The sequence below is a fragment of the Roseivirga sp. genome (genome assembly GCF_034669765.1).
Classification (GTDB): Bacteria; Bacteroidota; Bacteroidia; order Cytophagales; family Cyclobacteriaceae; genus Roseivirga.
In genome coordinates, this window is sequence record NZ_JAXMOQ010000003.1 from 326681 (window position 1) to 340556 (window position 13876).

The 13876-nt window shown below is 38.3% G+C and carries 16 protein-coding genes; 12 read left to right on the plus strand and 4 right to left on the minus strand.

Features of this window, described 5'->3' with window-relative positions:
* Position 1 precedes the first annotated feature (1 nt).
* Together VOI17_RS07550 and VOI17_RS07555 are read right to left on the minus strand one after the other, a co-directional pair.
* Positions 2-1264: a hypothetical protein gene (locus tag VOI17_RS07550; protein WP_323756639.1), complete on the minus strand. Its 1263-nt coding sequence runs from the start codon at positions 1262-1264 to the stop codon at positions 2-4.
* A 7-nt stretch (positions 1265-1271) separates the two neighbouring features.
* Positions 1272-1859: a YceI family protein gene (locus tag VOI17_RS07555; protein ID WP_323756640.1), complete on the minus strand. Its 588-nt coding sequence runs from the start codon at positions 1857-1859 to the stop codon at positions 1272-1274.
* Between the two features lie 275 nt (positions 1860-2134).
* On the opposite strand from VOI17_RS07555, the gene VOI17_RS07560 reads away from it, so the two are divergent.
* The 7 genes from VOI17_RS07560 (at position 2135) to VOI17_RS07590 (ending at position 9341) form a co-directional block, all read left to right on the plus strand.
* Complete coding sequence (locus VOI17_RS07560; protein ID WP_323756641.1) at positions 2135-2755, plus strand: sigma-70 family RNA polymerase sigma factor; 621 nt, start codon at positions 2135-2137, stop codon at positions 2753-2755.
* A 19-nt stretch (positions 2756-2774) separates the two neighbouring features.
* Positions 2775-3518 carry a hypothetical protein gene (locus VOI17_RS07565; protein WP_323756642.1) on the plus strand — a complete coding sequence of 248 codons (744 nt, stop codon included), beginning with the start codon at positions 2775-2777 and terminating at the stop codon, positions 3516-3518.
* A 1-nt stretch (position 3519) separates the two neighbouring features.
* On the plus strand, positions 3520-4125 hold the full coding sequence (locus tag VOI17_RS07570; protein ID WP_323756643.1) for a hypothetical protein: 606 nt from the start codon (positions 3520-3522) through the stop codon (positions 4123-4125).
* A 24-nt stretch (positions 4126-4149) separates the two neighbouring features.
* Entirely contained in the window at positions 4150-5484 is a 1335-nt protein-coding gene (locus VOI17_RS07575; RefSeq protein WP_323756644.1) for a hypothetical protein, read from the plus strand.
* 562 nt (positions 5485-6046) lie between these two features.
* Positions 6047-7234, plus strand: a complete 1188-nt coding sequence (locus VOI17_RS07580; RefSeq protein WP_323756645.1) for an MFS transporter — start codon at positions 6047-6049, stop codon at positions 7232-7234.
* The gene (locus VOI17_RS07585; RefSeq protein ID WP_323756646.1) at positions 7227-8312 is read left to right on the plus strand and encodes an aminotransferase class V-fold PLP-dependent enzyme; all 1086 of its coding nucleotides are present in this window, start codon (positions 7227-7229) and stop codon (positions 8310-8312) included. The genes VOI17_RS07580 and VOI17_RS07585 overlap by 8 nt, the downstream gene beginning before the upstream one ends.
* A 105-nt stretch (positions 8313-8417) precedes the next feature.
* The gene (locus VOI17_RS07590; RefSeq protein WP_323756647.1) at positions 8418-9341 is read left to right on the plus strand and encodes a universal stress protein; all 924 of its coding nucleotides are present in this window, start codon (positions 8418-8420) and stop codon (positions 9339-9341) included.
* Positions 9342-9414: 73 nt separating this feature from the next.
* On the opposite strand, the gene VOI17_RS07595 is transcribed toward VOI17_RS07590, so the two are convergent.
* Together VOI17_RS07595 and VOI17_RS07600 are read right to left on the minus strand one after the other, a co-directional pair.
* Positions 9415-9822 (minus strand): heme-binding domain-containing protein, encoded by a 408-nt coding sequence (locus VOI17_RS07595; RefSeq protein WP_323756648.1) that lies wholly within the window; start codon positions 9820-9822, stop codon positions 9415-9417.
* 113 nt (positions 9823-9935) lie between these two features.
* Positions 9936-10472 carry a MarR family winged helix-turn-helix transcriptional regulator gene (locus tag VOI17_RS07600; protein ID WP_323756649.1) on the minus strand — a complete coding sequence of 179 codons (537 nt, stop codon included), beginning with the start codon at positions 10470-10472 and terminating at the stop codon, positions 9936-9938.
* Between the two features lie 86 nt (positions 10473-10558).
* Here VOI17_RS07600 and VOI17_RS07605 point away from each other — a divergent pair, with 86 nt between their 5' ends.
* The 5 genes from VOI17_RS07605 (at position 10559) to xseB (ending at position 13869) form a co-directional block, all read left to right on the plus strand.
* On the plus strand, positions 10559-11098 hold the full coding sequence (locus VOI17_RS07605) for an RNA polymerase sigma factor (RefSeq protein WP_323756650.1): 540 nt from the start codon (positions 10559-10561) through the stop codon (positions 11096-11098).
* Positions 11099-11111: 13 nt separating this feature from the next.
* The gene (locus VOI17_RS07610) at positions 11112-11783 is read left to right on the plus strand and encodes a hypothetical protein (RefSeq protein WP_323756651.1); all 672 of its coding nucleotides are present in this window, start codon (positions 11112-11114) and stop codon (positions 11781-11783) included.
* Positions 11784-11793: 10 nt separating this feature from the next.
* Positions 11794-12279 carry a hypothetical protein gene (locus tag VOI17_RS07615; RefSeq protein WP_323756652.1) on the plus strand — a complete coding sequence of 162 codons (486 nt, stop codon included), beginning with the start codon at positions 11794-11796 and terminating at the stop codon, positions 12277-12279.
* A 62-nt stretch (positions 12280-12341) separates the two neighbouring features.
* Positions 12342-13679 (plus strand): exodeoxyribonuclease VII large subunit, encoded by a 1338-nt coding sequence (gene xseA / locus VOI17_RS07620; protein WP_323756653.1) that lies wholly within the window; start codon positions 12342-12344, stop codon positions 13677-13679.
* Entirely contained in the window at positions 13672-13869 is a 198-nt protein-coding gene (gene xseB, locus VOI17_RS07625) for an exodeoxyribonuclease VII small subunit (protein ID WP_323756654.1), read from the plus strand. Before xseA ends, xseB begins: the two co-directional genes overlap by 8 nt.
* The last annotated feature ends 7 nt before the right edge of the window (positions 13870-13876 follow it).

The following is a 13876-nucleotide window of genomic DNA, read 5'->3' on the forward strand; positions in this document are numbered from 1 at the left end:
ATTAGAAACTAATTGCTGCTTCTAAAACAACTCCATTGAACTTACCATCTTGGAATCGGCTTCCTGTAAATCCAGCACCAGAGTATTCTTGATTAACATATTCTAGTTTCACCAAAACATTGTTAGTCATAAACCAACCACCACCAAGATTCATTCGGCTGATGTCATTTGTACTCGCTGCATCACTTTTCTCACCACTCACGCTGTTATAGCGACCACCAAAGTACCATTGTTCGTTCATCCCGAATCTATAAAGGCCTTCTATACCCACTTGAGTAAAACTTCCACCTACGGCATCATTTCCGTTGTTCACGAACTCCATAATTCCAAAGAACTCTAAGCCTTTAAATTTAATGAATGGATTGAATTGAATAGCTGTTTGAGAACCAAATCCAGGGTTGAATCTAGGATCGAAGTCTGAACCGCCATTGGCCACTGTCGCCAAAGTGCTGTAGTATCTACCTCCAGCTCTGTCTCCACCGTAGATGTAGTCACGAGTACTTTTGTCTGAACTTGAGTACAATGAACCTGTCAATCTTAGTCTTAGGTCGTCATTCATTTGCTTGTCCCAACCTGCTTTTCCATAGACAACCATTCCGTTATCACCTTTAATTGGACTTTGATTTAATCTACCGTTGGTAACCCCAGCCACTAAAATGAAATCTGAAGGTTGTAATGTTACTTCAAAGAAAGGCTCAGTAGTAAATGCATCCATAATATAGTTACTCACAAACGGATTGTAAATGGTCATCGCATTGTCTGATCTTCTAAATTGGGCATCACCGTAATTAATCTGATCCATACCCACACGAATGGTTGCGATTTCCATTAATTCTGACAAGAATCCTTCTTTGATAAAGTCTAGCTTATCCATTTGGAGATAACCACCCTTTACATAAGATTCAGTATGGTGACGGGATGATAAATAAGTTCTTAAATGCAAACGCATTCCGTCTGCTAGCTGAACATCAAGGTTCAAGTTAGCAGTTGGTAGACTAAAATTCGCACCCAAATCAACTAGCGGATCTCCGATAATTGAATTTTCGTGACTCAAACCTTGAAATTGAAGTGCAAAATCACCACCTACTCGTACATTAATTCCATCAAAAATTACGGTATCTGTTTTTGATGTTTCGAATACGTTTACTCCCTTTTTACCCGCTTGTCTACTGTACTGCAAAGGATTGCGTAAGTCTACCTGAGCAAAACTCATTACACTGCTTAATAGAAACAGTACTAAAAATGTAATTTTAAAATTTTTCATGGCTTTATTATTTTTGGTTTTTGAATGTTAGCTTAAATTCTGCGGTGACATCGTCACCTGTTTTAATTGTCCCGAACAATGCTGTTGGGGGATCAACTTTAAAATCTGTTAGTTTAAAGGCTGTTGTACCTGATACTGTGATTGTACCTGTTCCTTGAACAGTCTCTACATCAAAGGTGACTTGCTTAGTGAATCCAGCAATGGTAAGATCTCCCATAACAAGCCCCTTACCGTCTTGCTTTGCTTCAAATGTTGAGAGTTTAAACTCAATCCAAGGAAAATCATCTGTTTTAAGGGCTTTATAGGCATTTTTGTCCATTCCTCCTTTACCACTTTCTAAGCCCTCAGCTTTGAATTTAACTTCGGCTTTCTGAACGTTCATGACTCCATTAGTTTGAGTCAATACACACTCTCCTTGACCATCAGTGGTCTCCATGTGCCAATCGTGCAGTGACGAAGTGCCCTTCACCACAAAGTGCTGATCGGCTTTGATCAAACTGTATTGTTCCTGCGCGCTCAAAACATTGTACGACAAAGCCATGAGTGTGACGAGCATCAATCTTATTGTGAATTTTATAGTAGTGTTAACCTTCATAGTTCTAGGTTTTAATAACATAACAAAGGTGTAGGATTAAAACCGCCCTTAGGTTGATGTGCATCAAGGTAGGTGGTGACTTTAAACACTTTAAAACATGACCTAGATCATAAAGCTACGGTGGAGTATTTTACTAAAAGTACTTTCAGATTGAAATAAAGCACATTAAGTCGATGTAACCCCTTGCATTGGCTTTGAATTCATATGGATTCTTTAACTTCATTCAAACTTTTTAAAAGCTTAGTTCATCATAAGTTCGGGAACACGATAATCCAATGAAGGAAATCAACCTGATGCCACAAACCAATTTCTTGATTACCGCTGCAAAAGAGGGGGACGCCATTGCGCTGAACCAACTCGTGAAGCATTGGTATAAGCGTATTTACAACTTCGCCCTAAAGTATTTTGGCGACCATGATCAAGCAATGGAGGTGACTCAGAAAACCTTTATTAGCATGAACAAAAACCTGAAATCCTTACAAGATGAACGCAGGTTTAAACCTTGGCTCTACCGGATTGCTTCCAATTATTGTCATGAAGAAGCGCGAAGACAAAAGGCAAAATGGGTTTTCCCTTTTATGAAAGTACAGTCGAAGACCGATCAAGACTTTATTCAGAACACCGAATCGACAGACAGGAATAGCGACCCCGAAAAGGAATTTGGCAGTATGGAATTAAAACAATTGTTGAAAAAAGCATTGGCCGAATTGCCAGAAGAACAACGACTGGTGGTGATTATGAAAGAGTATGAGGGATTGAAAATAAGAGAGATTGCCGAAGCAATGGACATTTCGGAAAACACGGTTAAATCTCGCTTGTATTATGCCTTAGGCTCCTTAAAAAAGCTATTTGCCCAATGGAACATTAACAAAGAAACAATTCATTATGAGCTATAAACCAACAAACGAAGATCTTATGGATTATCTCTACGATGAGATCAGTCCAGAGAAAAAAGCTCAGATCGATGATTATATAAAATCTCATCCTGAGGTAAAAGAAGAACTGCAAGCGCTTGAAGCCACCAGAATGGTAATGGCCGATTTGAATGACGAAGAACCCGAGTCCATTCCTTTTATGATGCCACAAACGAATAGCGAATGGCTCTACTGGAGGAAATATGTAGCCATAGCCGCTACAATCTTGCTCATTATCACAGCGGGTTGGGCTTCTGGTTTTTCAATTCAGTATAACGATGATGGACTTCAGATGGCTTTTGGTGATATCCAAAATGGGCTCACCGAGCAACAAGTCGCTGATATTGTAAATAATGACCGCCAGCTCATGCTGGATTATATGCAAGCAGGCTTAAAATCTGTACAAGACAGTATTGGTATTGAAATGCAAATTCTTCAGGCCAATATGAGTTCAGAAGAAGTAATCAAAAAGGTATTTGAGCAAGAAAAAAATGATTTAATGTATCAAATGGCTTCGCTGAATGACAAGCTGGGAGGTGATTATAGAGATATGCTGAGAGAAATTGTTGTGGCCTTTTCAAACAATTGGGACAGCCAGCGCATCGAAGATTTAAGAAACATTCAAGCCGCATTTACCAATCTTGAAGATGCCACCATCAACAAGCAACTAGACATAGAAGATGCAATATTGACGCTTTCTGAAAAAGTAGAAATCATTGCAGCAAACAACCCAAACAAAAAGTAAAATGGTCAAAAACTCAAAACATCTGATTTACCTCCTTGGTCTGGTGGTAAGCATAAACGCACAAGCCCAACTACAACAAAATGGCCTGAGCCCAATCAAAAGAGACTTAGAAATTACCCGAGTTACTTTTGAAAATTTCCTCAAACACTATGACGATGCATTACTACTGAATAACATAAAGGAAAGCGAAGGGGATTATAAAGACGGCAAAGGCGTTGAGATTCAATTTGAAGCGTACAATGCGAATATCTATATCAATACTGCTGCAAGATTTGGTAACAACGACAATGAAATACTCGACACCTTTTATACCGATGAGATCATCAGCCTTCAACAAAAAAGATTAGAAGAGGCTACCAAGAAATTTATCAAGGATTTCCATTCCTATCTACCTCAGCTGAAACCAAATGAAGAATTCAAGTTTGTGTTTAACATTGAAGACAGCAAGATAAAAGTAGACGGCAAAGAACTTCCTCCTTCTCCAAAATCAGCAAAGCGAACGTACAAGCTTGAAGCAGTTTGGAAAATGAGAGACATAGATGCTTTTAGTAAAGGAGAAATCAACGAAAGTCAATTATCTGACAGAATCAAAATCGAAAAAAAATAACAACAAAATATCAAAATCATGAAAATGAAAACAACAATCAAAACACTCGCCTTAGCATCTCTTATGATGTTTGGTGGCTCATTAAGTGCTCAGCAATTCGGCACTACAGCAACAGTAATTGGTGGGTTTCCTTCCAAAGACCAAGACTTGTCTAAACTCCCCAAAATGGAGCGTGACATCATCATTCTTCAAAACGTTTTAGGTGACATGTTTAGGGATTCGGAACGCCAATTTTACTCTTCTTCAAGCGATATTAAAGGCATTCATATCCCTGGCAAAGGAGTGATTTTCAATATTGGTGATAACAGTTCATCTAGGAGTGTCATATATTCGCAAAATTCATACTTTAACCTTCTATCAAAAGATGAGAGTAAGGAAGATGATGAAAAAGAAATCGACATAGACCAAGCCAACAAAGAGCGAGAAAACAAACTCAAAGAACTCTCTCAGGAGTTTCTATTGAACTACGGCAGCATTCTCAGTGAGGTCAAAGACAATGAAATGATCATGTTGAATGTGAAATTTTCATCTGTAAAACAAGTTGACAAGGACTCTAAGGCACGAACCATCGCATCACGTCAGGGAACCGTTGAAGTTTTCTTAGATGGTAGGAACCAAAACATCAAAAGAATAACTTCTTCTATTCAGTTTAAAGATTTGAAAGATTTATTGAGCGGTAAGCTTTCTTTTGAAGCCGCGAAAGGCAAGGTAACTACCAAGGTGATAGATGACGAAACCAAAGAGTCGTCCGACACTAAAATTATGGCAGGTATTCTAGACGACCTATTTCAATCCAATTTTGACGGAGTCTATAGAAAAACAAGCAACACAAGCTGGACCTATTTTGAAGGCTTTGGGTTAATGTACAATATAGGTTTGACCTACAATACAGGAGGTAATAGTGCCAGAGTAGCTTTTTATACTAGTCAGCGTGCAGACGCTGTCAAAGAAGATACTGAAGAGAAAAAGAAAGATGAAGAGCAGCTCAAAAAAGTGGAAGAATCCTTCGATGATTTGATTGAATTAGCCAAAGAAAGCCTAGTTACTTACGGACGTACATTACGCAGTGTGAAAAGTGATGAAGTGATCATTCTCAACATAAACTTCAGCAGTTTTTTCACAAAAAGTACGCTTCCAAAGTCTGTTCGCATCTCAGTCAACAAAAGCCAGATCGATCAATTTTCTAAAGGTGGCATCAGCTTAGACCAATTGAAGAAGGACATTGATGTGAAGAAGTTGACTTCAAGCATTAACTCTTCTGCTCAAGGTATTTATTTTTATGAACCAAGTACAGAAGGTGCACAGGCAGTTTACGATAAAGTAAGAGTACTTAAAAGTAAAGCAGAAGGTAAAAATTAGCCTTAGTAATAAGTAAGGTCAAGGTCAATTAATAAGTGGTATGATGGATTTCATGCCACTTATTGCTTTTTTAGGACCAAGTGAATTCAACAACTCAGCTTCAATAAAAAGCAAAAAGCTCCGACAAATCGGAGCTTTTTATAAACCCTTTAGAACTCGGATGTTTTTGAACCTCCTTAATAGACAGGATTTGGGCTATCCCTTTGCCCGCAACAGTCCACTGTTATCCTGCTCTTTCGAACGAGGCCCCATCTCGATAAATCGAAACAGGGTGAGGCCTTGTTTTGTGCGAGAATCACCCGGCATTTTAGTTTAACTTGTAAAGTTCAAAAATGTGTCCGAGCCCCTTGGGGAATATACATACAAAGCTACGAAGCCATTTGTTCCCTAAAAACTAAATCAATCATTTTTAGTAGCTGTTACCTAAACTTCTAATTTCGCGTCTCACCGTTAACAATCAATAAAAAATGCGTTTGCGAAGCTTTCTGTTTTCATTCGTGATAATTTATTCTTTGTTTTGTCAAATGCCTACTAGGTAATTATCCATTAAGAGATTTAGCTTTTGCAGACTGATAAGATTTTAACTCGGGATTTCGTCCTTCATTTCATTTCCTATTTCTTAATGGCAACGGCTTTCTATTTCCTGCTGCCTACCCTACCCGTATATGCTGTAGATGTTTTAGGAGCGAATAAGAATCAAGTAGGCTATATTATTGGTGTATATGCGCTTTCTGCATTGATCATTCGGCCTTTTTGCGGTTATGCGCTAGATGCTTACGGAAGGCGATCGGTTTATCTCTGGGCCTTGGCCATTTTCACGGTCCTATTTGCACTATATCACTTCTCTTCTACCTTCTTTATCCTTTTAATCCTTCGTGTATTCCACGGTTTTACTTGGGGAACGATTACAACCAGCGGAAGTACAATAGCCGCTGACCTTATTCCCGAAAGCAAAAGAGGCGAAGGAATTGGTTATTTTGGGCTTGCCATGACTTTTTCAATTGCTTTTGCGCCTTATGCAGGAGATCAGATAATGGGACAAGGTAATTTCACCAATCTCTTCAATATTGCCTTTGCGGTTTGTTTCGCTTCGCTTGTGCTTGCCTTAATCATTAAAGTGCCAAACATTAAGACTGGAGAAACGAAGCTAAGTCTTAAAAAAATGTTCGATGGCCGAGTGAACCGCATCGCAGCCGTGATGTTTATGGGTGCCTTTCCGTATGCCGCCATCATTTCCTTTATCCGAATTTACAGTGATGAACTAGGCTTAAAGCAAGGCGCACTATTCTTCATTTTCATGGCCATTGGCGTAGCCGCATCTAGACTCTTAGTAGGTAAAATCATGGACAGAAAAGGTCCAACAGGCATTGTTGTAATGGGTTTAGTTGTCACCATTATTGGATTGATCTGGCTCAAGTATACCGACAGTTTCTGGCCTTTTATGATGTGTGGAGTTTTGGTAGGAATGGGCAATGGACTGATCATGCCTACTGTTCAAACCATGGCTTTAAACATTGTTCCTGTTGAAAGACGTGGCGCTGCTAATGCTACTTTCTTCTCGGCAGTGGACTTAGGAATTGGGGCGGGCTCAATTGCTTTGGGCTATGTTGCAGAATATTATGGCATCGACACGATGTTTTTCATCTGCGGCTTAATACTTTTGCTTCCGTTAGCATTTTATTTTCTGTTTGTACGTAACCACTACTACCGACAGTTAGAATTGCTGAAAAAGGAAGAACAAAATGGCTAGAAAAATTTTCTTTACTCCAGGGCCCTCTGCCCTCTATTTTACCGTAGAAGAACATCTAAAACAGGCGGTGAAAGACCAAGTGATGGAGGTTAACCATAGAAGCAAGCAAGCTTCGGCCTATTACCAACATGCGGTAGAAAACCTAAAAACCCTGATGAACATCCCTGAAGACTATCATGTCTTCTTTCTTAGTTCAGCCACAGAGATTTGGGAGCGACAAATCCAGAACTTAGTGGTGGACAAATCTTATCACTTCTGCAATGGTGCTTTTTCTAACCGATTCTATGAGTTTTCTAAAAGCTTAGGAAAGCAAGCTTTAAAGAGCGAATCTAAGTTCGGTGCTATTCCAGAAGTTAACCCAGACACTATTCCACAAGACACCGAGTTGATCAGCTTTGCATTGAATGAAACCAGTACTGGAGTTACTTTTCCCGTAGAAGAAATATATAAGGTAAGAAAGTCGCACCCCGAAGCCATTATTGCCGTTGATGGCGTTTCAGCATTCCCTGTCATTGACATTGATTTTTTACAAATCGATAGCGCTTATTTCTCTGTTCAAAAATGCTTTGGGCTACCAGCTGGTTTGGGCGTATGGATCGTGAATAACCGTTGCATTGAAAAATCTTTAAAAAAAGAAGCCGATGGCCATGCTATAGGCACATATCAAACATTACCGAACCTCCTTAAAAACGGAAGTAAGTTCCAGACTACCTACACCATTAATGTACTCAACATCTTTTTATTGATGAAAGTAACTACTGACATGCTCGACAAGGGTATTGATGTAATTAGAAGAGAAAGCAATTACAAGGGCCTACTACTACATAAAATGGTTTCCGACCATCCGTCATTTAATCACTTTGTAACAGATGACAAACTCCGATCCAAAACGGTTATAGTAGCAAATACATTGACCTCATCTCAAGAATGGATTGATGAACTATCATCCAAAGGTTTCGTGCTTGGAAACGGCTATGGCGAGTATAAGGGCAAACAAATTAGAATCGCCTCATTCCCAACCCATTCAAAAGAATTGATCGAATTACTCTACGATACCATAAACGGAATGAAGCTTTAATACCTTCAAAATAAATGGATTAGAATCCTTTTAAATTTTGCCTATATTCATGGGTATATCTACCTTTTAAATCTTTAATTTTGCCCTTAGGTTTATATTAGAATTATGCCCAAAAGAGAAAAAATTTTGGTGTTGATGGACACCAGCGATGTTGACAAAACACTTCTCAGGTTTATTGAGATAATTGCCACCGCACACGAAACCAAAGAGATTCATTTCTTCAATAGTATTAGCGAAATGAAGATTCCAGAGGCTGTTCTCAAAAACTTCCCTGAAATCAAAGACAAGTCTATTGAGGAAAGGAAGAAGATGATCCAAAGTTTGGTATCTTCTACTTTACCTGAAAAGCTAGAAGCTATCAGTGAAGTACACATCAAAGAAGGTTCTCCAGCAAAAGCCATACTTAAGTTTGTCGAAAAACATGATATCGACTTAATTATGATGGGTCGTCATAAAAATTTCGTTGGTGGTGGAATCCTCTCGAACCGTTTGGCCCGAAGGGCCGACTGTGCACTTTTCATCATCCCAGAAAACTCAGGTTCTAATTTAAATCTGATTCATGTGCCCTGCGACTTCTCGGTACATTCTAAAATTGCCATGGAAGAAGCCATTGGTATTTCTAGAAAATACAAGAATGACATTAAGATCATCTGCCAAAATGTATTTACCGTACCTGGTGGATACCATTATTCTGGAAAAACTTACGAAGAGTTTGCAGAAGTAATGAAAGCAAATGCAGAAAGGGATTACAAAAAATTCATGGCTAGTATTGATCATAAAGGTTGTGATATTGAAGTAGTTTATTCACTTGACACTAATGACGACCCGGTGAATGACATTATCGATTTTGCCAACGAACACAAACCAACTACCATCATTATAGGAGTCAAAGGAAGAACAGCTACTACCGCTTTATTTATTGGAAGCAGGGCTGAGCAACTCATCCAAATCAACAATAATATACCTATGATGATTGTAAGACCAAAAGGAAAAAATGCTGGTCTAATGGACTTAATAAGAGAAATTTAAACCAAAGGGCATTCATGCAAAAAGCCTTCCATTCTCAAGAATGAAAGGCTTTTTTATGTTCTCAAAGGTCTAATTATTTCCCCTTGATTCTTTTCTCTTCTACTTCAACCCAAGCCAACAATGCTTTGGTCTCATCATCTGTCAATTTACTTTCTGGATTTCTTTCAACCGTTCTTGCAGGGGGCATTTTACCTTCTTCAAGCACTTCAAACAACTCTGCAATCAAGTGCGTTTGTTCTTCTTTGTTCATTTTTGCCACCTTTTCCCACTGAAGCTTTTCTTTAGCTTTTTCGTTTCGCGCATCAGGCTTATGACAGTTCATACACTTTGCTTCAATGATCAATTGTATATTCTCAGGGATTGTAATACCTTCTTGCTCGACTAAAGTGGTAATTTCAATCGTCTCTGGTTTACTTATAAAAGATACTGAGATCATTAGGAGCGCAAAAAGTACAGCGCTCGTTTTAAGAATGTTTTTCATAGTTATAATAGTTTTACTTGAGTAAGATGAAAAAAACATCCTAAGGTTTAAATCATAAGTTGTTAGATAGTCAAATAAGGCATATCAGTGGTTAAGAATAGTCCTTTCAAACGCTAGCCTTGTAGCGTTCTTAGTTCATCCAATAGGTCATTGGCTACTTGAATCCTATCCTCATTAATTTTTTCAAATCGCTCCATCCATAGTTTGGAGCTCACCTCAATCTCATTTAGCAGATCAAGCCCTTTTTGTGTGATAAGCACATCTTTCGCCCTCCTATCCACCAAGCACACTTCTCTCGCTACAAGCCCCTTAGCTTCAAGCCTATCCACAATTCGTGAAGCATTCGACATTCGATCAATCATTCTGTCTATAATACTATTGATAGTACAGGGTTTGGGGTAATGTCCTCTTAGAATTCTAAGCACGTTGTACTGAGCTGAGGAGATTCCAAAAGGCTTAAACATATTCAATTGCTGCTCCGAAATCCAACTGTTAGTGTAAATCAGGTTTACAATCAGTTTTTCGTACTCATTCTTAAACTTACGGCCTTGCTTAATATCCTCTTCTAACCCCACGATATGTGAATTACTTACTTTAATGTTAAATATAGACAACGAAAACCAAACCCCATAAAATCCTTCTTGGTTCAAAGTTTTTAATTTGGTTAAAACCAATTAACTTTCAACTAAACCTATGAGTCTTATCAGCATCTAACAGGCTAAACAACACATTCTTTTTGGACGATCATCAAATCATAGAGGGTTTTAAAAACCCGGCCACTAAAAACAAAGCTTTTAGTGTACTTCTGGACAAATACCAGCAGCGCATTTATTGGCATGTCCGAAAGATCATTATAGATCATGATGACACCGATGATGTGGTTCAGGATGTATTTATTAAGGTTTTTAAAAATCTTGACGGTTTTAGGGAAGCCTCTCAATTATATACATGGGTTTATAGAATCGCTACTAACGAGGCCCTTACTTTTTTAAAGAAAAGGCAGCGAAAGCAAGCTTGGTCAATTGATGATGTTAATCATGACCTAGAAAACAAACTTACCAGTGGTTCCTATATTGATGGTGACGAAATTCAAATCAAACTTCAGAAGGCAATTTTAACGCTACCAGAAAAGCAAAAATTAGTCTTCAACATGAAGTACTTTGATGATTTGAAATATGAAGAGATCTCAGAAATTATTGGGACTAGCGTGGGTGGATTGAAAGCGAATTATCATTTGGCTGTTAAAAAAATAGAAGAGTATTTAAGCGAAGATTAAACCTTATAACCCTTTGATAATCAAAGCATCGATGTCGGACGAAAATCCATATAAGAAACTTAAAGCCCCTCATCTCAAAAAGAACATTTTTGAGACACCAGAGGGCTATTTTGGTGACCTTAAAGAAAAAATCACCCTAGGGCTTGTTACTGAAGATGAGCGAATTCTTAGCAGTGAGCAACTTAAAAAGAGCATTTTCGAAGTTCCCAATGGTTATTTTGATAAATTAAATGAAAAAATAATTTCAGCTACCAAGCGTACTGAAGAAGAAGGTATTCTTGGTAATGAAACGCTTAAAAAGAACATTTACTCAACTCCTGAAAACTACTTCGAATCACTTAATTCAGAGATTCTTTCAAAAGTTAAACCAGAAACCAAGGTAATTCCACTATACCAAACCACATGGTTTAGAGCTGTGGCCGCTGCGGTTGTCCTTATTATGGTGGCGCTATTATCAATGCCAACAAAGCAACTTAGTGAAAGTGATCTTCTAAGTGAAGTTTCCGATGAGGCCATTATCAATTATTTGGAAGAGCGCCAGGCAATAGAATATGAATTGCTATCATCTGTAGAAGGTTTGGACGCTATACTTGACAACATGATTCTGGAAGAAACTTCAAGCTATAGCTTTGCACTAAACGAAAATCCAGAATTAGATTACGACTTTGAATACTTCGATCATTAGTAAAAGAATCATGAAAAAAATTATATTCTCACTTTTCATTTTAGCCAGTTGCTTTTCAGCATCTGCCCAAAATGATCGGTCCTCACAGGATGAAAGGGATAAAATTCAACAAGCAAAAATTGCCTTTTTAACAAGTCGCTTAGACCTAACTGTAGATCAGGCCAAACTATTTTGGCCTTTATTCAATGAATATGACAGCAAAAAAATAACGCTTTCAAAAGAATACGGCCAGAAGAAAAGAGAAATCTATGCGAAATCTGAAGACTCTAGGAACATGAAAGAAGAGGATGCAGATAAGCTATTGGATATTTACTTGGATCAAAAACAAGCCGAATTAGATGTAGAGAAAACCTACATGAAAAAGTTCAATGAAGTATTAAATTCAAGACAAGTCTGGAGAATGGTTTCTTTCGAAAGTGACTTCAGAAGGTCATTATACGACCGTATGAGGCGTGATGATAAGGAAGAGCCAAAACGAGGCGGTAACCGCAATTAAGTCGAGTCCCATTCCTGAAAAATTTAAATCCTGCTCATGCAGGATTTTTTATTTAAACCCATTTGATCAAGAATAGCATTGATGTAATTTGCGCTATGACTCACCTCTCTCTTTTTGAGTTAACCAGCCTCATCAAATCAGAACTCGAGAAAAATCTCGAACCCTCCTATTGGGTAATTGCCGAAATCAGTGAAATGAGGCTCAACCCAAAAGGCCATTGTTACATGGAGTTGGTGGATAAAGAAGGTCAGTTTGTTACTTCTAAGATCAGAGCAAACATTTGGGCTTACACTTACCGCAACCTTAGTGCTTGGTTCGAATCAATCACAAAAACCCCGCTTCAATCTGGAATAAAAGTATTGCTTAATGTTCAAGTGCAGTATCATGAACTGTACGGAATGAGCCTGAACATCAAAGACATTGACCCCAACTTCACCCTTGGAGAGCGCGCCAGAAAACGTCAGGAAGTAATTCAAAAGCTTCAAGACGAAGGCATTTTTGATATCAACAAAGAATTAGCCCTTCCAACGGTTCCGCAGCGTATTGCTATAATCAGTTCAGAAACAGCTGCCGGATATGGCGATTTCAAAAACCAAATTGAACAGAACTCAAGAGGCTATTCCTTTAAAACAAAACTGTTTCAGTCATTAATGCAGGGTGATCAAGCACCGAGTGCTATGATTGCCGCCTTGCATCAAATTCATTCCGATATAAAAGCATTTGATTTGGTGGTCATTATTCGAGGCGGAGGTTCTCAAGTAGACCTAGATTGCTTTGACGATTATGAATTAGTCTCTCATATCGCTCAATTTCCACTTCCTGTCATTACCGGTATAGGCCATGAACGAGACGAAACCATTGCCGACTTGGTGGCTAATACGCAGATGAAAACACCTACCGCTGTAGCTGAATTCCTCATTTCTGGAATAGAGCGCTTTGACGACAGCTTGAATGAAATGGCCTATCGATTGGAGAAATCAGGCAAGCACCTTCTTCAAGGTTCCGCATATGAGATAATGAACATAGGCTATGCCTTGCAGACCTCGATGAAAGCAATTATGCACCAAGCGGAAAGCAGCTTAGCCCAAAAAGAGTTAAGACTAAATTATGCGATTCAAAATCTTTTTAAGGTTGAAAACAGGAAAGTAGATAACTTTGAAATCCCTTTGATTAAAGCCAAGAGCCAAAGGTTAAAAGAAGCGGAAAAAAAATTGGACGGATTGGAGAAACAGCTGAAATTGCTGGATCCATCATCCGTTTTGAAAAGAGGTTATTCCATCACCTTAATCAATGGAAAGTTGATTTCAGAAGAACAAGAAATACAATCTGGTGAAGTGTTAGAAACAATAACCACCAAGCATAGAATAAAGAGTACGGTAAAATCAGTCGACAATGAGTAAAAAGAAATTGACCTATAAAGAATCGTTAGAAAGGATTGAAACGATTGTAGATATTATTGAAAATAAACAGCCTGACATTGATGACTTATCAAGCTTGGTAAAAGAGGCTACTCAGTTGATTAAAGACTGTAAATCTCGTTTAAAAAACACTGAAGAAGAATTAAGCAATTCTTTAGAAAACCTTGAATGATCCTGAA